At 72.8% G+C, this 18,986-nt stretch carries 13 protein-coding genes; 3 read left to right on the top strand and 10 right to left on the bottom strand.

Annotated elements, in window-relative coordinates:
• Positions 1 to 14 precede the first annotated feature (14 nt).
• Positions 15 to 1,244 carry an MDR family MFS transporter gene (locus tag Aph01nite_RS19170; RefSeq protein ID WP_239161808.1) on the bottom strand — a complete coding sequence of 410 codons (1,230 nt, stop codon included), beginning with the start codon at positions 1,242 to 1,244 and terminating at the stop codon, positions 15 to 17.
• A 58-nt stretch (positions 1,245 to 1,302) separates the two neighbouring features.
• On the opposite strand from Aph01nite_RS19170, the gene Aph01nite_RS19165 reads away from it, so the two are divergent.
• A complete protein-coding gene (locus Aph01nite_RS19165) occupies positions 1,303 to 2,265 on the top strand; it encodes a DUF5937 family protein (protein ID WP_204042282.1) in 963 nt (320 codons plus the stop codon).
• 67 nt (positions 2,266 to 2,332) lie between these two features.
• Here Aph01nite_RS19165 and Aph01nite_RS19160 read toward each other — a convergent pair whose 3' ends face one another.
• The 3 genes from Aph01nite_RS19160 to Aph01nite_RS19150 all read right to left on the bottom strand — a co-directional run bounded on the left by Aph01nite_RS19160 (position 2,333) and on the right by Aph01nite_RS19150 (position 6,231).
• Positions 2,333 to 4,264, bottom strand: a complete 1,932-nt coding sequence (locus Aph01nite_RS19160) for a sensor histidine kinase (RefSeq protein ID WP_204042281.1) — start codon at positions 4,262 to 4,264, stop codon at positions 2,333 to 2,335.
• Positions 4,265 to 4,488: 224 nt separating this feature from the next.
• Positions 4,489 to 5,250, bottom strand: a complete 762-nt coding sequence (locus Aph01nite_RS19155) for an expansin EXLX1 family cellulose-binding protein (RefSeq protein WP_204042280.1) — start codon at positions 5,248 to 5,250, stop codon at positions 4,489 to 4,491.
• Between the two features lie 69 nt (positions 5,251 to 5,319).
• The gene (locus Aph01nite_RS19150; protein ID WP_204042279.1) at positions 5,320 to 6,231 is read right to left on the bottom strand and encodes a terpene synthase family protein; all 912 of its coding nucleotides are present in this window, start codon (positions 6,229 to 6,231) and stop codon (positions 5,320 to 5,322) included.
• Positions 6,232 to 6,372: 141 nt separating this feature from the next.
• Between Aph01nite_RS19150 and glnA2 the strand changes: the two genes are divergently transcribed.
• Positions 6,373 to 7,734, top strand: a complete 1,362-nt coding sequence (glnA2, locus tag Aph01nite_RS19145) for a gamma-glutamylpolyamine synthetase GlnA2 (protein ID WP_204042278.1) — start codon at positions 6,373 to 6,375, stop codon at positions 7,732 to 7,734.
• Positions 7,735 to 7,740: 6 nt separating this feature from the next.
• On the opposite strand, the gene Aph01nite_RS19140 is transcribed toward glnA2, so the two are convergent.
• On the bottom strand, positions 7,741 to 9,066 hold the full coding sequence (locus Aph01nite_RS19140) for a penicillin-binding transpeptidase domain-containing protein (RefSeq protein ID WP_204042277.1): 1,326 nt from the start codon (positions 9,064 to 9,066) through the stop codon (positions 7,741 to 7,743).
• A gap of 101 nt (positions 9,067 to 9,167) precedes the next feature.
• Here Aph01nite_RS19140 and Aph01nite_RS19135 point away from each other — a divergent pair, with 101 nt between their 5' ends.
• Positions 9,168 to 9,935: a hypothetical protein gene (locus Aph01nite_RS19135; RefSeq protein ID WP_204042276.1), complete on the top strand. Its 768-nt coding sequence runs from the start codon at positions 9,168 to 9,170 to the stop codon at positions 9,933 to 9,935.
• A 145-nt stretch (positions 9,936 to 10,080) separates the two neighbouring features.
• Here the strand turns inward: Aph01nite_RS19135 and Aph01nite_RS19130 are convergent, their stop codons facing one another.
• The 5 genes from Aph01nite_RS19130 to Aph01nite_RS19110 all read right to left on the bottom strand — a co-directional run bounded on the left by Aph01nite_RS19130 (position 10,081) and on the right by Aph01nite_RS19110 (position 18,984).
• A complete protein-coding gene (locus tag Aph01nite_RS19130; protein WP_204042275.1) occupies positions 10,081 to 11,109 on the bottom strand; it encodes an RICIN domain-containing protein in 1,029 nt (342 codons plus the stop codon).
• Positions 11,110 to 11,280: 171 nt separating this feature from the next.
• Positions 11,281 to 12,945, bottom strand: a complete 1,665-nt coding sequence (locus tag Aph01nite_RS19125; protein WP_204042274.1) for a TRAFAC clade GTPase domain-containing protein — start codon at positions 12,943 to 12,945, stop codon at positions 11,281 to 11,283.
• Positions 12,945 to 15,149, bottom strand: a complete 2,205-nt coding sequence (locus tag Aph01nite_RS19120) for a GAP1-N2 domain-containing protein (RefSeq protein ID WP_204042273.1) — start codon at positions 15,147 to 15,149, stop codon at positions 12,945 to 12,947. The genes Aph01nite_RS19125 and Aph01nite_RS19120 overlap by 1 nt, the downstream gene beginning before the upstream one ends.
• Positions 15,150 to 15,153: 4 nt before the next feature.
• On the bottom strand, positions 15,154 to 16,308 hold the full coding sequence (locus Aph01nite_RS19115) for a TRAFAC clade GTPase domain-containing protein (protein ID WP_239161807.1): 1,155 nt from the start codon (positions 16,306 to 16,308) through the stop codon (positions 15,154 to 15,156).
• Positions 16,309 to 16,311: 3 nt separating this feature from the next.
• Complete coding sequence (locus Aph01nite_RS19110; RefSeq protein WP_204042272.1) at positions 16,312 to 18,984, bottom strand: hypothetical protein; 2,673 nt, start codon at positions 18,982 to 18,984, stop codon at positions 16,312 to 16,314.
• Positions 18,985 to 18,986 lie beyond the last annotated feature (2 nt).

Below are 18,986 nucleotides of genomic sequence, written 5' to 3'. Positions count from 1 at the left end.
AGATTATGGCCCGATTATGGTGCGGTCACCAGCCGGGACCTGCGGCGGATGGCCGGGCCCAGGGCCAGCTGCCCGAGGGCGGCCACCACGCCCAGCGCGCCGACGCAGGACCAGAGCACCACCGGGCCGGCCTCCAGGAGCCGGGTGCCGAACAGCGGGGTGATCAGGGAGCCCACGGACCAGGAGAAACCGTACAGACCGGAGTAGCGGCCGCGCAGGTGCGGCGGGGCCAGGGACGCCACGATCGCGCCGCCCATGCCGGCGGTGAGGATCTCGCCGGACGTCCAGACGGCCACGGTGAGCCCGAACCCGAGCGCCGTACTGGCGAATACGGTCAGGGCGAAACCCAGGCCGACGATGGCGAAACCGGCCGCCAGCACGGTGCTGGGGTCGCGCCTGGCCAGCCAGCCGTTGGTCAGCGGCTGCACGAAGACGATCACGAGGCCGTTGACGGCCATCACCCACCCGTACGCGCTGGTCCCCAGGTCCTTCATGGCCAGCGGCAGGGTGAAGAAGGCCTGGAGGTAGACGCAGGTGTAGGCGAGGTTCACGGTCACGAAGGCGAGCATCAGCCGGTCCTTGAACATCTCGCGGAAGCCGCCGCCCTCGTGCGCCGACGCCTCCGGGCGGGTCTCCGGGATGGCCCGCCAGACCAGCACGCCGAAGACCGTGCAGGTGACCGCGTTGATCCAGAACAGCCAGAGGAAACCGGCCTCGGCGAGCCAGCCGCCGGTGATCATCGCGATCGAGAAGCCCAGGTTGAGGCCCCAGAACAGCAGGCCGAAGGCGCGCGGCCGGTCCACCGGGGAGACCAGGTCGGCCACCAGCGCCTGGGAGGCCGGCCGGTAGGCGTCCACCACCACGCCCAGCACGAACATGCCCGCGACGATGCCCGGCACGCTGGTGCTGTAGCCGAGCGCCAGCATGGTGGCGGCGGAGGCCAGCATGCCGCCGGTCAGCGTGGCCCGCCGGCCGACCCGGTCCGCCAGCCAGCCCGCGAGCGGCTGCGACAGCAGCGAGCCCGCGCCGAAGACCGACAGCACCAGCCCGGTCACGGCGAGGGACATGCCGCGCGCCTGGGTCAGGTAGATGCCGAAGAACGGCTCCACCATCGTGCCGAGCCGGTTCACGACGGTTCCGCCGAACAGCACCCAGAACGCCCGGGGCAGTCCGCCGATCTTGGACTGGAGGAAGGACGGCAGTAAGGAGGACGAGGGCGGCGAGGGAGGCGCGGTGACGGTCACCCGTCCACCTTGGACAACAGGCCGGGAGGCATGCGAATCTTTTAGCGGAGGCTAAAAGATGGCCATCGAATGGCGATTCGGCCCGGACGACGTGGCGCGGCTGCGCTTCGCGTTCTCGCCGCTCTGGGAGCTGGTGTCGAGCCTGCGCGTGCTGCGCAGCCCGGCCCGGCACTCGCTGCACCTGCCCTGGCTCCGGGTCGTACGGCCCCGCCTGCGCTCCTTCGATCTCACCGAACTGCTGGCCCTGGTCCCGCCCGACGGCTTCTTCCCCGACTTCCTGACGCCGCCGCCGGACACCCCGCTGCCCGACTTCGCGGCCGAACTCCAGCGCGTACGGCTCACGCCGCCGGACAAGGCCGCCGAGGAGGTCGGCTGGGTGCAGCCGCTCGACCCGGCCGCCCTCCAGCGGTTCCTGCGCGACCCGGCCGAGGGGGTGCGGCGGGTGGCGGACACGCTCGACGCGTACTGGACGCTGGCGCTGGCCGAGTTCTGGCCCCGGGTGCACGGGCTGCTCGAAGCGGACGTCATGTGGCGTACCCGGCGGCTGGCCAGCGGCGGGGTGCGGGAGCTGTTCGCGGACCTGCACCCGGCCGTGACCTGGCACGGGGACCGGCTGGTGACCGCGCGGCCGTGGCAGCACGCGTGCGACATCGCGGGGGGCGGCCTGGTGCTGGTGCCGAGTGTGTTCCGGTGGCCGGACGTGGGGGTGATGTGCGAGCCGTACCAGCCGATGCTGATCTATCCGGCGCGGGGGACGGGGAACCTGTGGTCGTCGGGGCAGCCGTGCACGCCGGGGGCGCTCGCCGCGCTGATCGGGAGGACCCGGGCGCAGATCCTGACGGCGCTGGCGGATCCGGCGTCCACGTCGGCGCTGGCGCGCCGGATGGAGCTGACGGCGGGGGCGGTCAGCCAGCATCTGACCGTGCTGTCCGACGGCGGGCTGGTGAGCCGGCAGCGGATCGGCCGCGAGGTGCTCTACAAGCGCACCGCGGTGGGCGACGCGCTGGTCTCCGGCGTGTAACCGCTCGACCAGGGGACCAACCGCGGGCTCACGCGGGCTCGCCGGGATTCACGGGGTTCATCGGGTGTCAGAGCGGCAGGCGGGCGGTGACCGTGGTGCCGGACAGGCTGGAGGCGACCGTGCAGGTGCCGCCGAGTTCGGCCGCGCGCTCCCGCATCGAGCCGAGGCCGACGCCCGGGTTGAGCGACTCCGGGAGGCCGACGCCGTCGTCGCTGACCTCCACGACCAGGCAGTCCTCGCGGCGCAGCGTCACCTTCGCCCAGGTCGCCTGGGCGTGCTTGCGGATGTTGGTGAGCGCCTCCTGGACGATCCGGTAGGCGGCCACCTCCACGGCGGCGGGCAGGCCCTCCATCTCGCCGTCGATCTCCACGATCGGGCCTTCGGCCGCCAGCCGCCGTACGGCCTCGGCCAGGCCGAGATCGTCCAGGGCGGGCGGGCGCAGGCCGTACACGAGTTCGCGGATGTCGCCGGAGACGGCGTCCATGCCGGTGCGGAGCTCCTTCAGCAGCGAGTCGGCCAGGTCGGGGGAGCGCGGCAGGTTCACCCTGGCCATGTTGAGGGTCATCGCCATCACCGTGAGCGTCTGGCCGAGCCCGTCGTGCAGGTCCCGGCGCAGGCGGCGGCGCTCCTCCTCGCGCGCGGTCAGGATGCGCTCCCGGGAGCGCTGCAGGGCCGTGGTCAGGCGCATGGTGTGCGCCGCGTCCGCCACGTACGGCGAGAGCACCGCGATCACCCGCTCGTCGTGGGCGCGCGGGAACCGGCGGCGGCCGTGCGCGCCGATCAGCAGCGTGCCGACCGGCTGGCCGTGCCAGACCAGCGGGATCGTGCGGCTCACCTCGGGCAGCTCGCCCGTGGCGGTGGCGGCGCCGTCGATCTCGACCGCGGCGCCGGTCACCGCGAGGCCCTCCCGCAGGGTCTCCAGGGCGGCCAGCAGCCCGTGCACGGGGTCGCTGCGCTGGAGGCGGGCCTTGAGGCCGTCGGCGAGGGCGACGGGATCGCCGCGGGTGCCGTACAGCATCCGGTCGGCCAGGCGCTGGAGGGCGCGCCGCATCGGGTGGAAGAACGCGCCCGCTACCAGCGCGGCGGCCAGGCCGAACAGCTGGTCCACGCCGGCCAGGAAGAAGCTGGAGGCGGCGCCGGCCAGCACGTACACGCCCGCGATGACGCCGACCAGGCCGGCCCCGACCAGCGCCCGGGTGACCAGGGTGTCGATGCCGAACAGGCGGTAGCGCAGCACGGCCACGGTGATCGCCGCCGGGATCAGCGGGATCGTCAGCGAGGCCGTCCACCAGAGCGGGTCGCCGACCGCCCACGGCACCACCAGCGCCGAGATGGCCAGCAGCGGCCACAGGATCTGCCGCCGCTCGGCCGGCCCCGCCTGCCGGAACCGCACCACCAGCGACGAGAACGCCAGCACCAGGGCCAGCTTGATCAGCCAGGACAGCACCTCCCGGGTGTCCTGGTAGTACGGCGCGAACGCCGCCACCGCGAACGGGTTGTGCCCGGTCCTGAGGGTGGACGGGCCGATCAGCACCCGCACCCAGTCGGCGATCAGGACCAGCGCGGCGAGACCGCCCGGCACGCACCAGCGGTTGGAGAGCAGGCGGCCGGTCGGGTAGAGCATCGGCAGCAGGATGCCCAGCGCGTACGTGGTGAGGCTCCAGACCGCCGAGGCGAACAGCCAGAGCAGGAAGACCGCCGGGTGGCCGCCCTCCTGGACGATCAGCTTGGCCAGGTTGGAGACGGTGATGTTGGTGGCCGCGCCGAGGCCGCCCAGGCAGAGCAGCCAGCCGATGACCAGGCGCGGGCGGCGCAGCACGAGGAGGGCGCCGAAGACGGGGAACGCGGTTCCGGCCATGTCCTCGGGGGCGAACGGGAGCGGGGTGTAGGTCGCCTGGGGGAGTTGCGCGGTGATCCAGATGTCGGTGAGTTCGAGCGCGATCGAGACGAGTGCGACGGTGAGGGCCGCGCAGCGCGCCCACGCCTTCGGCACACGCATCCAGTGCGCCTTCACCGGGCGCTCGGTTTCGCCTGTCAACCACACGGGCTCGTGCGGCGTCCTCCTAGGCGAGGTGAGTGCTGTCGTGCCGGCTCGCGCCGCCATCTCGTCGCCCCCAGTCGGTCAATCGGTCGCGCGCGGACCGTATCGCGTTCGGGTCGACGCCCGATCAATGACCGATTGCCACGCTTTCACCGTATGACGCCGCTGGTGCGGGGGTGGGTTCAGCAGAATACCGAGCCGGTTGGGGCGGGCGAAGGGGCCGCCGCGGGGGCCCGTGCGGGGAACGGGCTCGGCAGGGTCTGGGGGGTGACCGGGGTGACGGCGCTCTGGCCGTACAGGCGGCGGGTGCCGCGCTGGACGACGCCGGGGGACAGGTCCACGCCGCCGGTCGTGGCCCGGTGGCCGTACACGTCGGTGACCCGGATGGTGAAGGGGCCGGGGCCCGGCCGGTGGTCGAAGATCCAGTAGTTGTCGCCGGAGCGGCGCAGGTCCCGCCAGTGCGGCCCGTCCAGGACCCGGACGCTGCGCAGCGGGTTGCCGTGGTCGATGATTTGGACGGCCATCCAGTCGGTGGAGGAGCCCGTCTTGACGCGGAACGCCAGGGGCTTGGCGACGCGGGGGTTACGCACGCGGCTGTAGACGATCCCGGTCACGCCCGCGTCCGGCTTGGCGATCTTCGCGAACGCCGTACGGCTCAGGTCCAGTTCGCCGTCGCGGCACGTCGTGCACTGGTCGACCACCTGGACGCGGACCGTGCCGAGCGGGCCGGTGACGTCGAGGTAGCCCCCGCAGGCGGCCGATCCGGCGTACTCCCCGGTGGAGACCGACACGAACAGGCGCCCGGCCGAGGGCAGCGAGCAGTTGCCCTGGTCGTCCGGCGGGTCGTAGAAGTAGGCCCGCCCGATCTCCGGCCCGTCCGCGCACGCCACCGTCCTGGTCACCTGCACGGCGACCGCCATCGCCGCCGCCACGGCACCCACCATGAGAGTCCTCCGCCGATCACGGCGCTTCGCATGCCTCACGCATGTACATAGCGCGATCGAGTGATTACGTTACGTTGATCTGTATCGCGCCGACTCCAGCAGCCACTCGGCGAACGCCCTCGGCGCGGCCAGCAGCCCCTCCGCGACCGGCGCCACCTCGGCGGAGACGCCCAGCTCCGCGCAGGCGTCCGGGAGCGCGAGCGCCGCGTCCCACAGGTCCTCCGCGCGCTCCGCGATCCGGTCGGCCACCCACTCCGCCGGGTCCAGCACGCCGATGCGCTCGGCCGCCACCCGTACGTAGTTGTGCGGGTCGCCCTGCTCCTTGCCGAGCGAGGCGATGTCGTTGCACCAGGCGATCACGTCCGCGGACGCCTCCACCAGCGTGCGCCACGGCGGCGAGACGTACAGGCGGCCGGGGACCTCCACCCGCAGGCACGGTTCCAGCAGGTCGGTGGCGAAGCCGCAGAAGGCGTGGCGGCGCAGCGCCGGATACTCGCCCGCCGTCGGCACCCGGCCGTACGCCCGGTTGACGGACTGCACCCTGCAGGCGTCCGCGTGCAGCACCAGCCGGTTGGCGAACCTCCGCGTCCAGGCCGGGCTCATCCCCGGCGCGGTCGAGCGCCACAGGTCCGCGAAGGAGGCCAGCAGCGGCTCCCCGGAGGCGTGCCCCGTGCGCATGGTCTCCCGCAGCCGCGCCAGCATGCGCTCGACCACCCGCCCGTCCCGGCTGCCCGTGCCCTCGTCGCACCAGTCGTCGAACGCGTACGCCCAGGTGAGCCAGCGGGCCAGCAGACCGGCCTCGGGCAGCAGCCGGCCCGCCAGGCGGTGGAACCCGGCGTCGGTCGGCAGGCCGTACGGGGCGGCCCAGGCACGGAGCAGGTTCCCGTCACACGGCCGGGACGAACACCCCAACGGCGGGAACAGCTCGGCAAGCGGGACAAGAATGGCCGCAGCGGACGGTATCCGCAGCTCAGCGCTCATGTGATAACACGCTAGGACAATGTTCACGCGTTGTCCGCGAGGCGCGACGGAGAGTCCGCACCGCGGCCGCGTAACGCATGTGAAACACAGAAAGGGCACACTGGTAGATGCCCAGAGATGTCCATTCCGTGAGGTAGCGCCTTGGACCGCCAGCAGGAATTCGTTCTCCGCACGCTCGAAGAGCGCGATATTCGGTTCATCCGACTCTGGTTTACGGACGTCCTCGGCTTCCTCAAATCGGTCGCCATCGCCCCCGCCGAGCTGGAGGGCGCCTTCGCCGAGGGCATCGGCTTCGACGGCTCCGCCATCGAAGGCTTCTCCCGCGTGTACGAGTCGGACATGCTCGCCAAGCCCGACCCGTCCACCTTCCAGATCCTGCCCTGGCGCAGCGAGACCCCCGGCGCGGCCCGGATGTTCTGCGACATCCTCATGCCGGACGGCTCCCCGTCCCACGCCGACCCCCGCTGGGTGCTCAAGCGCGCCCTGGCCAAGTGCGCCGACATGGGGTTCACCTTCTACACCCACCCCGAGATCGAGTTCTTCCTGCTCAGGGAGAAGCCCGAGAAGGGCGCGCGGCCCGAGCCCATCGACGAGGGCGGCTACTTCGACCACACCCCGCACAGCGCCGGCCACGACTTCCGGCGCAACGCGATCATGATGCTGGAGTCGATGGGCATCTCCGTCGAGTTCAGCCACCACGAGGGCGCCCCCGGCCAGCAGGAGATCGACCTCCGCTACGCGGACGCGCTCAGCACCGCCGACAACATCATGACCTTCCGCCTGGTCATGAAGGAGGTGGCGCTGGAGCAGGGCGTCTGGGCCTCGTTCATGCCCAAGCCGTTCACCGAGTACCCCGGCTCCGGCATGCACACCCACATGTCCCTGTTCGAGGGCGACCGCAACGCCTTCTACGAGCCCGGCTCCGACTACCAGCTCTCCAAGATCGGCCGCTCCTTCATCGGCGGCCTGCTCAAACACGCCGCCGAGATCACCGCGGTGTGCAACCAGTGGGTCAACTCCTACAAGCGCCTCTGGGGCGGCGCCGAGGCCATCGCCGGCGCCGGCGGCGAAGCCCCCTCCTACATCTGCTGGGGCCACAACAACCGCTCCGCGCTGGTCCGCGTCCCCATGTACAAGCCGCACAAGGGCGGCTCGACCCGCATCGAGTTCCGCTCCCTGGACTCGGCCTGCAACCCGTACCTGGCCTACGCCCTCATCCTCGCCGCCGGCCTTCGCGGCATCGAGCACGGCTACGAGATGCCCCCCGGCGCCGAGGACGACGTCTGGGCCCTCACCAGCGGCGAACGCCGCGCCCTCGGCATCCAGCCCCTCCCGCAGTCCCTCGACGAGGCCATCACCGTCATGGAACACAGCGAACTGGCCGCCGAAACCCTCGGCGAACACGTCTTCGACTTCTTCCTGCGCAACAAGCGCGCGGAATGGCGCGAATACCGCCGCCACGTCACCGAGTACGAACTGGGCCGCTACCTGCCCGTGCTGTAGACGCGGTCAGTTCTGGCAGGCGTCGCGGCAGGAGCCGAAGCGGCCGGGGTCCGGTGGGGTGAAGCGGGTTTCCGGGGTGCCTTGGACCGATTCGGTCATCGTCGCCTGCCAGATCCGGGCGGGGATCGAGGCGCCGTCCACCTGCGGGTACGGGCGGCCGCCGATGGTGACGTCGATGAGTGGATGCCGGAACGGGCTGTCCGGGTGACCGAGGCTGACGGCGGAGGCCAGGGCAGGGGTGTAGCCGGCGTACCAGGCGGCGGTGTAGCCGTCGGCGGTGCCGGGCATGCCCGCCGCGTCGCGGCCGAGGTCTTGGGCGTCCGTGGGGGCGTCCGTGGGGGCGTCCGTGAGGGCTCCGGTGACGGCGTCGGCGATCGCCGGGTCCAGGACCTGGCTGCAGCGGGCGGGGACGGGGTGTGAGCCGCCGGAGGCGTCGCGGATCTCGGTGATCACTCTTGGTTCGCAGAAGCGGCCGCGGGCGGCGAGGGTCGCGTACGAGTTGGCCACCGAGACGGGGTCGGTCTCGTTGACGCCCAGAGTGAAGGTCGGCACCTGCCGGAGCGGTGTGCCGTCGGCGCGCCCGAGCCCGAGACGCTCGGCCGCCGTGACGGTCTCGCACAGGCCCACCTTCTCCTCCAGGAGCATGAAGAACGTGTTCACCGCGCCCTGGACGCCCGATCGCAGGGTGACGAACCGCTCCCCGTCCCTCTCCCGGTTGACGACGATGTGCTCCGCGCCCGCCGCGTTGCCCGCGCAGTCCCGGAACGACGCCCCGGCCGGGATGCGGTACTCGTCCGAGACGCGGAAGCCGTCGTCGTACCGCAGGCCGGCGGCGAGCGCGGCGGCCAGCGTGTACGGCATCGCCGTCGTGCCCTGCTGGAGGGCGGGCCCGCCGGAGGTCGCGCGACTGGTGGCCATCGCCCGGATGGCGCCCTCATCTGGGACGATTATGACCTGGGTGGCGACGGGCGCGTCGTCGCGGCCGACGTGGGCGTCGATGGCCCGCTGCGCGGCCTGCTGGAGCCGCTGGTCGATCGTCGTACGGATGGTCAGGCCGCCGCGGGTGAGCAGTTGCGGATCCTCGGCGAGCAGTCGCTCTTTGACGTACTGGCAGAGGTAGGGATGGCGGCTGTGCCAGCAGTCGCCGGTGAAGTCCTCGATGACGGCGCCCTCGACGTCCAGGAGCACGTTCGTGCGGGCTCCGGTGGAGGCGGCGGCGCTCACGATCACGCGCGCCTCGCCCGGACCGTCCGCGGGGCTCAGCAGGATCACGAAGACCGCGACCATCGAACCGGCCAGGGCGACGCCCAGGACAGCCAGGAATGCCTTCATCGTCGCCCCTTCGGCGCGTGTACCCCGTGGAAGGGATCATGCGGGAAGGGCATGGCGAGGGCAACTCTGAACCACATGAGGGGTGCTTACGTTTCTGGGGCATGAGACTCAGAATGATGCTGCTTCTGGCGGTGTTTTCGCTGGCCACGGCCTGCGGTGGGGGAGAGACGACGGCGGCTCCGGCGGAGGAGGCGACAGCGCAGGCGGTCGTGCTCTGGGGCGCCGAGGGCGGGTTCGTGACGGCGACGACGAACACGTTGCGGCCCCCGCGGGTGGTGGTTTACAGCGACGGGCAGGTGATCGCCGACGCGGTCAAGACTTTCCGGCTGACCGAGGCGGAGGTGGGGGAGACCGTGGCCTCGATGGAGAAGTTCCTGAACGGGCAGCCGCCGACGGCCGCGCCCAAGCCGGACGCGCCGATGGTGACGGACGTGCCTGACACCGTCCTGGGGGTGCGCGCGAAGGACGGCAGGATGCACGAGGTCCGGGTGCCGGCGTTGGACCAGATCGCGGACTTCTACCCGAAGGAGCTGACGGAGGCCAAGAAGCTGATGGACGGCCTGGCCACCAGGGCCGCGTCCGAGGGCACCGACTACACGGCCGCGCGGGTGCGCGTGGTGGCCGAGAACGCCCCGGGCGTGGAGGGCGAGGCGAAGCCCTGGCCGGCCGGGGTGCAGGAGCCGTCGGGTTCGGTGGACCCGGTCTGGAAGACGGATCTCGACGGGGCGGCGTCGGCCGCCGTCGTCAAGGCGGTCCCCCAGGGCGGCGCCACCGGACCCAAGGGCGGCGGGCCCGGGCAGTCGCTCTTCAAGACCGGCTCCGGAGCCGTCTTCGTGGTCAGCTGGCGCTACCTGCTGCCCGACGAGTAGGGGTACGCCGATGTCGTGTGGGTGCGCGGTCCCGGCGGCGCACGCGGAGTCGTGCCGGTGACGGTCGTCCGGCCGTGATTCCGGCCGTGATTCCGGCAGATGGTGCGGCCGGGCGGAAAGCCCGGCCGCATGGCGTCGCCGAGAGTCAGCTGTTCCACTTCCACCGCTGCGCGGCGCTCTTGTCGCACGACGCGACCATGAGCTGCACGCCGTCGGCCCCGGACGACTGCTCCAGGCACTTGTCGGCGTACGGCGAGTAGATCTCGAACTCGTCGTCGTGGTGGCGCAGCTTCCACTCCTGCTCGGGATAGTCGACGAGGCTGCACCGCCAGATGTTGACCGGCGTCCGTACGTCGGGCTTCTTGGCCCCGATGTCCAGGCATTTCCGCGTCTGCGGGTTGCGCAGCATGATCGAGTCGTTCCTGATCGGGTTGATCTCCCACTGCTGGGCGGCGCCGCCGTCGTACACGCGCAGCACGACCGGGGTGTTGTTGGCGGAGTCGCCGTCCTTGACCTCGATCGCCATCTGCTCGTCCCCGGACAGCCGCAGGTAGCCCGGTTTGCCCGGCTTGGGACGCGGAATCTCCACGGCGGGCTCGGCAGGGGGCTTGGCGGGTTCCGAAGGGACCGCCGTGGGCGGCGACGGCTCACCGGTGACCGAATAGGCGAATGGGATCGACACTTTGGCGTGGTCCGGCAGGAATTTGCCGGGGGTGAATTCCGCGAGGCCGCCGGTGTACGTCCCCGGCGAGGTCCCATTCCGGACCGCGACCGGAATCGAGATGGTCTCGTCGCGCACCGGCAGGCCGTAATACCCGGAATCGCGGGCGCAGGTGATCTGCGTATCGGAGTCGAGCGCGCACCGGTACCACTGCGACCAGGTCCAGCCCCCCGTGAACATGCCGTCCGCGACGCCGGTGAAGGTCAGGTTCGGCGGCGCGGTGAAACGCAGCGAACTCCCCATCGCGCTGACGAAGCGGCTCCGGATCGTGTCGGCGAGCGCGATGGTGAGCCGCCCGCCCGCGGTCGCGTTCACGACTGACGACTCCGGCTTGGCCGCCAGCCTGATTTCGACGGGCCGCTCCCCGGCCCAGGCGGAACCGGCCAGGGACAGCGGCAGGGCCATGACCGCCGCCCCCGCGACGAGCCCCGGCACCCTGAGAAAGTGAGACAATTTCGTCTCCTCTTGAGATTGTGATGGTCGGGCGCGAACGCGGGAGAAATCGCCTGCCATTTCCGCGCCGCCCCGATGCTGCCCGAGCGCGCATTAGGCAAAACGCACTCCGGTCAAACAGCGCGAATACCGCCACAATTAATCGCGATAAATCAGAATTACGGGAATTGCCTATCTGAGCCAGGCCCACCCGGCGAGCGCGAGCAGGACCACGGCCGCGAGCGACAGCACGACGGTGACCCCGAAGATGAGGCGGCGGGCGACTGTGTAACTGAGCGGAGGACGCTCCGGCGGCCGGCTCCGGGGAATCCACGGCCGCCGCGGCCGGGTCTCGCCGGCGGGCTGCTTGGCGCCGGGACGCAGGCCGATCAGCCAGGTGAGCAGGTCCAGGATCTCGGCGGCGTCCGCCGGTATGCCGGACAGGAAGTAACGGACCTTGGCGCCGGAGGCCGCCAGCGCCCGCGTCAGATTGCCCATGCCCATGCCGGCCAGCCACCCGGCCGGATCATCCTGTGCGCCCCCGCCGGTCGCCGTCTGCCGCAGCAGGTCGGCCTTGGTGACCACGACCGCGATCCGCCGCTGCCGCCCGCCGTCCGCCCGCCCGGCCAGCTCGTTCCGCACCCGGTGCACGGTGTCGGCGGGATCCTCCCGCGACGGCCGCAGCCCGTTCGCGGCCAGCAGCTCCCGATCCCCGCTCACCAGACTGTCCTGTACGGCGGGCAGCGCGAACGGATCCACCAGAATGAGCAGCGCCTCCCCGTGCGCCAGATAACTCATCGCCTCCACCTCGCTCGCCCCCGTGTAATGCTCCCCCGACGGATCGAACAGGTAGAGGATCCGGCTCCCCTCCCGGGGCAGGGTCACGTCCAGCATCACCGCCTTCGGCAGCTGCGTCCCCGTCTTGATCATGCGCCCGTCGGCGAGCTGCCGTTTGAGCTGGTGGAAGGTGAGCTCGTCGCCCTGGTCCACGAACTCGGCGCGCAGGCCGGAGGCGCCCAGCAGCGCGTCCACGGCCAGCGCCATGAAGGTGGTCTTCCCCGCGTCGGGCCCGCCCACGAAGGGCAGCGGCTCCACCCGTACGCGGCCGATCCTGGCGGGCAGGAGCCGGTCGCACTCCGGGCAGTGCGCCTGCAGCCGGTGCCGCCCCAGCAGGATCGTGGTGGGCAGCCGGGCCCCGCACCGGCAGGCGTGCCGTACGGCGCCGTTGAGGTTGGGGGTGAGGGCGCGGTGGCGTTCGCCGCAGGCCGGGCAGGCGTACGCCGGCAGCGTGATCCTCGCGTAGCAGCCCGGGTACGGGCAGGCCTGCAGGATGCGCCGGACCAGCGTGAAGACCTGCTCCACGGCGCGCAGCACGGTGACGCAGGCCAGCCAGGCCAGCATGCCCGCGGCGACGGTCAGCGCGTACACACCGGTGATCAGCAGGCCGAGCGCGGCCAGCGGCAGCGCGGCGAGGATCACGCCGGCGCAGACGGCCAGCCAGATCGGGAACAGGAAGACCCCGCGCGCGTCGCCGATGAGCGCCTTGGTGGTGGCCCTGACCGCGTCGGCGGCGGTGATCACGATCTTCGGGTACGCGCCGCGCGTGATCGCCCACCAGTCCCGCCAGACCTGGGTCACCAGATAGTGCCGGTACGCGGGGTCCCCGCCCTGGCCGGGAAGTCCTATGGGGGAGTGCCCGTCGGTCACATCCGGCAGCAGCACCCGGCCGGCCTGCCGGAAGTAGATCCCGGCCGCCGCCAGCACGGTGGCCGCCAGGGCGAGCGCGAACACGACGGGAAACGCGACGAACCCGAGCCACATCGCGGCGACCCACACCACGAAGGCGAGGAACGGCATCAGCCGTCGCCCCGGCCGAAGATGCGGCGGCGTTTCTGGCCGGTCAGCTCGCGCAGCCCCGCCGCGAGTTCCGCGTCCCGTTTGAAGTGGGCCTCGACCGAGCCGAACATCGACCAGTTGCTCACCTGGGAGCGGGCCCACTCGTCCAGCCGGGGAATGATCACCCCGGCCGTCCGGAGCCGGATCGCCACCTCCAGCAGGGCGATCTGCTGGTCGCGGTTGCGGTTGGCGGTGAGCCAGGCGTCGATCAGCCAGCGGCGGGCGTGCTCGGTCACCGATTTCACCACCGTGGTCCTGAACCGGGGGTCCTTCCCGGCGAGGGCCTTGGCGGCGGTGGTCCGGGTCATCGGCATCAGGTCGGGGTGGCCCTCGCGGGTCAGCTCGGTCAGGGCGTCTACCGCGCGGGCGGCCTCAACCGGGGTGGGGGCCTGGGCGAGGCGGGCGGCGATCAGGGTGGCCTCGGCGTCGTCGGCCGGGTAGCCGGACAGGCCGTCCCTGACCTTCTCGGCCAGTTTCAGCACGTCCGGGCCCTTCAGGCCGCCGGTCAGGAACGCCCGCGCGGGGAGTTCGCTGAGCTGCGGGGAGGCGTCCATCTCCGGGCCGAGCGCCTCGATCAGGCGGGCGCACTCGGCGGCGGTGGGCTGCGCCCGCCAGAGCGCCTTGAGGGTCTCCTCCCGGTCCTCGGCGAAACCGAGCAGCTCGATCGTGGCGTCCACGCGGTCGCGGCGTCCGGCGGCGGCCTCCAGGCGGAGCACGAGGGCGCCGGTCCTGGGCGCGGTCGTCCAGTCGCGGCCGGCGATCAGCGCGCTCACCTCGGGCGTGAGCAGCCGCTCGCGCAACTCCGGGGATGCTTCCTCCAATCCACCGATAAATCCGGCTAAAAGGGTTTCTCGCCAGTCGGAAGGAGTGCGTTCGATGGCTTCGGCCAGTTCGGCGGAGTCCGGCTGGATGGCGGCCGTCGCCGCGTCCTCCACGGCCCGAGGGTCGAGCCGCAGGCCGTACACGTCGGCGACGCGGAGCACCGCGACCACCAGCGGCGGCGTGTCCGCCTCGCCCAGCGCCGAACCCGCCGCCGTCGTCAGCGCGGCCAGGTACGGCGCCCGCATCAGCCGCGACGGAATCGGCAGCGCCGGATCGCGCATGGCCAACGCCGCGCAGCGCGCCGCGCACGGATCGGCGGCCTCCGGCGGACCGTGCTCGGCGACGGCGGCGGCCAGTTCCCGGCCGAGCAGCCCCGCCCACCGCCCGAGCATGCGCCAGGCCCAGTCGGGCAGCCCCCGCTCGACCAGCGGGATGACCGCCCGCTGCTCCTCCGGCCCCACCGTGCCGTCCCCCCGGCAGAGCGCGATCAGCGCCGCCGCCGTCTCCGGCTCCGCGTCGCCGAGCTCGCCGAGCGCGTCCAGCCCGTCCAGGTCCGTACGGCGCCAGAACCCGACCGCGGTGGCCGCGAACCGCCCGGTCCGTACGGGCGCGGGGGGTTCGTCCAGGCGGATCACGCTGGCGTCGATGTCGGAGGGGATCCACACGTCCGGGGTGGTGCCGACGATCAGCTGCCGGCAGGCGGCCGGGTCGGCGCTGTAGGTGGCGAACGACAGCCGCGCCGCCGCCGCCCAGGGCAGCGAGAACGAGATGACCGCGATCCAGCGGACCACCTCCTCGACGTCCTCGGCGACCAGGACCAGCCGGCCGTACCCGCGGGTGAGCGACCTGCGCACGGTCTCCAGCAGTTCGGCGAGGCGTTCGTAGGAGCCGGGGCCGCCGGCCGACAGCCAGCCGCCGAGCGCCTCCGGGTCGACGGCGGAGCCGGGGGTCAGCTCGGTCAGCTCGTCCAGCGCGCCGTTCGCGGGCGCGTCCGACCAGAACGGCGCGGCCCAGAACTCGATCGGGCGGGAGCCGACCAGGTCGCCCTCGCCCAGCACCAGCGCGTGCCCCAGGAAGTTGCCGTACCGGCCGGAGTAGTCCCGGCCCAGGTAGACGCAGCGGGACAGCAGCCCGGGCTCGTACGTCAGCGAGACCGGAAATGTCGTGATCTCGGCTGGCGTGGGGGCGAGGGGGGCGCTGGGCGGCGGGCGGTAGGTCATGTGGGGGGCGGCCAGGTCGTGCAGGCCCGGCCGGCCGGTGTCCCGCGTCTCCGCGACGAACTGGAAACCCGACCGGCCGGTCGGCCCGGACTCGGCCGAGGTGTAGTGGAGCTGCCAGGCCATGCGACTACCCCCGGACTCCGTCGAGCATCTTGAACCGGTAGAGCAACCACAGCAGGGGATCCTCGACCCGGTAGGGCCGGACCCCGCCCGCGCCGACCGACTCGGCCTCCGGGACCGCGCCCAGCGCGGACAGCCCGAACAGCGCGAAGTCGGTGTAGTTCTGCCGCAGGTAGCGGCCGACCATCCCGGCCTGCCACTCCTCCAGCAGCGCCAGCACCTGCTCGTGCACGGCCTCGCGGTCGTCCAGGTCGAGCGCCCCGGACGGCCTCCTGGCCCGGTGCAGCGCCGACTGCCGGGCCAGCGACGGCCGCAGCGCGTCGATCTTGCTCAGCGCGACCGCCACCGGCACCTTCAGCGGCCCGCCGGTCCGGCGCAGCAGCTCGGTCACCCTGGCGATCACGTTCAGCGGGTCGCTGTCCGGGTCGTCGTCCAGGCCGCCGCTGCGCGCCAGCGCGGTCCCGTTCAGCGCCGCCCGCGCGCCCGGCAGCTCCAGCGGGTCCACCAGGAAGACGATCGCGTCCGCCGCCCGCAGGTAGCGCAGGTGCAGCTCGCTCACGTCGCGGCTGCGCAGGTCCTCGCCCGCCGTGTCGAACAGCACCAGCGTGAGTGACTCGGCCCGGGTGCGCAGCCGTCCCCGTATGGTCCGGGTGAGCAGGTAGACGAGGGGGTCCCGGTTGAGGTCGGTGACGGCGGACTGGGTGGCGCGCAGCAGGCGGTGCTCGCCGTACAGGGGGCGGGCGAACTCCTGGCGGTAGCGTTCGATGGTGCGGTCGTCGCACGGGGTCAGCGAGGCGTCCAGCTCGGCGCCCACCCGGTTCATCAGCTCGTGCAGCAGGACCGCGATGTACGTGCTCTTGCCCGACCCCTTCGCCCCCACCAGCGCCACGATCCTGCCGGGGTTGGCGCAGTACTCGGCGGCCAGCCTGCTGTGGCACTCCGGGCAGGCCCGGCGGCTGGTCTCCCTGGCGCACCCCGGGCAGGCCGCCCGCCGTCCCGGCCTGCGCACCGAGAAGACCGGCGGCAGCGACGGCGGCGTGCCGCCCCGATGCCGGCCGAGCACCTCGTCCGCCCGCGCCTCGCACCCGCCCCGGCCGCCGGAGCACCGGAAGGCGACGCGGTTCTCCGCGACGCGCGCGAAGCAGTACGGGCAGGTGATCAAGATTCACCCCATCTTCATGCGGCGGACCGGCGGGTCGAGCAGCGCGACGTCTCCCTCGGCGAAACATCGCAGCCAGTAGGGCTTGGCCTGGCGGGGCACGGGCAGCGTCAGGCGGGCGGGCGTGGCCAGGTCGGTCCACTCGCCGAGCACCCGCCCGTCGGCGGCGCCGAGCGGCTGGATGAGCCCCGGCTTGAGCACAAGGACCAGGCGCGCCACGGTGGCCGGGCGGTCGGCGCTCACCGCCACGACCAGGTTCCGCCGCCAGAGCGGGCCCTCGGTGGCCAGGTCGTACCGGACGGGCACGGCGGCGGGCAGCTCCACCCGGACGGCCGGGCCGCGCGCCCGCTCCCCGCGCAGCAGCGCGCTGGGCACCACCTCGATCGTGAGCGGCTCGTCCTCGGGCGCGTCCAGCCGCACGCCGCCCTGCGCCCGGTACGCGGCGGCGCTCACCAGCTCCCGCCGCGACGCCCAGGCGATCTCCACCTCGGGCACGTCGGGCGGCCAGTCCAGCCCGACCAGCACGGTGCCGCCCCGCCGCTCGGCCGTGACCCGCTTCGGCGCGGTCAGGTTGACATACTCCCGGTACGCCCCGACGGTGACCAGCTCACCCGCCACGGTCAGCGCCAGCACCACCCCGGTCTCCGGCTTGATCAGGTGCCCCTCCCTGACCGGCGTCGCCGCCAGCGCCCTCCCGGACCGGTGGATCTCGCCCAGCGCCAGCGTCGTCCCGTACGGCCACGGCGGCGCGCCCTTGAACAGCCGGAACTCCAGCAGGCCAGTGGCCGGTTGGGGGCAGCTGAGCAGGAGCCGTCCGTCCGGGGCCGGGGTGATCGCCAGCTCGGGCACGGGTTCGGGCCGCGCGTGCGGGGTGACCGTGCGGTGCAGTCCCGGCGTGCTCACGCCGGCTCCGTCAGGGGTGGGGTAGACCGCGCGGACGAGGTAGTGGTGGCCGGCGCCGTTGCGCACGGCCAGGTCGCGGAAGCCGGAGCCGTCCACGGCCACGGGCCGGCCGTCGCGGAGCACGACCACGCCGATCGCCCCGCGCGGGGTGGTCCAGCGGCCGGTGACGACGCCGTCCCCGGCGGTGATCCGCAGGTCGCGCGGCTCGGGCAGGACGACGACGGGCGCGGCCGGGGCCGGGTTGGCGGTGGCCTCACCACGGCGGGCGACCACCGCGTAGGTCAGCGGGACGTTGACGGGGGGCGCGCGGTCCACTACGCGGCCAAAGCCTGAGCCGGACCCGGAGCCCGAGCTGGACCCAAAACCTGAGCCCGAGCCAGATCCGGACCCAGCGCCGGATCCGGACCCAGAGCTAGATCCGGAGCCGGGCCCAGAACCGGAGCCCGGACCAGAGCTGGATCCGGACCCGGAGCCCGAGCTGGATCCGGAGCCCGAGCTGGATCCGGAGTTGGGGCCGGGCTGGTCGCGGAGGGGGGCGCCGTTGCGGTGGATTTCGTAGGTGATTTCGCCCGCCTTGGACGGGGACGGGGACCAGGTGATCACGACTGTCTCGTCGTGGGGTTCGGCGTGGGTGTCGCGGGCGGGGTGGGGGGACAGGCGGGCCAGGAGGCCGGCCGCGCCCGGCAGGTCGGGGACCCGGCGGAGCGCGTCGGCCAGCAGGAGCCACGCCTCGTCCGGGTCGGTGGCGGTCAGGGCCTGGTCCCGCAGCCGGACGGCCGCGGCGAGCCGGGCGGCGATCTCCTCGCCCAGGTCGCCGGCCTCCGGCAGGGTCGCCGCGAGGTCGGCGGCGGCCTGGATCTCCCCGGCGTCCACCAGCTCGCGCAGCCGAGCCTGGGGGCCGCTGGGTCCGCCGGTCTCCTGCCGGACCGCGAAGACCACCCGCCGCGCCTCGCCGGGGTCGAGCCCGAGGTCCTCCACGGCGTAGCGCAGCAGCGTCTGGTCGCCGGGGTGCTCGCGTACGCGTTCGCGCACCCGGGCCACCAGGTCGTACCGGAGCAGGGCGGCGGGGTCGTCCACGCCGCGCAGGGCGGCCAGCACCGTGTCCGCCGAGATCGTCCACGGCCCCCGGGTACGCCGCTGCCAGTCCGCCTCGACCTCCCGAACCTGCTCGGATAAATCCCCCGACGGGGCAAATATCGGGAATTGTCGGTCGCCTTGGACGAATTCCGCGAGGTGCCGTTTCCGCAGGGTGTCCAGGGCCTCGCGGGCGCGGCCGTACCCCGGATAGGGAGGCAGGCCGGGGAGCAGGTCGGGCTCGCGGATCTCGATGCCGAGCCCGGCGGCCAGCGCCTCCGCCTCCTCCCGGCCGACCCCCGCGGACCGGGCGATCGCCGCCACCACCTCCGGCGCCAGCAGCCGCAGCGCGCCCGCCGCGTCGTCCAGCCGCCGCCGCAGGTCCGAGAGACGCCGCCGATCCTGCTCACCGGCCTGGCGGAGAGCCGCGAGCAGCGGCCCGGTGTCGCCGTTCGCGGCCGCCTCGAAGATCGGGCTGTACCCGGCGTGGTCGGCCTCCAGCCGGTCGACGAGCTTGCGGAACTTGAGCAGCTGCCGCTGCCGGCGCCAGCACTGGCGCACCTCGCGGACGGTCTCCGCCACCTGGGCCGGGGTCATGTCCTGGCGCAGCTGGTAACGAACCCGCAGGTCCTCGGGGGGCGAACCGGCCTGGCGGGCCGGGTCGAGCACCTCCCGCAGATAGCGCCGCTCGTCGAAGGGCATCG

This window comes from Acrocarpospora phusangensis (genome assembly GCF_016862995.1).
GTDB lineage: Bacteria > Actinomycetota > Actinomycetes > Streptosporangiales > Streptosporangiaceae > Acrocarpospora > Acrocarpospora phusangensis.
This window is presented reverse-complemented; position numbering and strand designations above follow the sequence as displayed.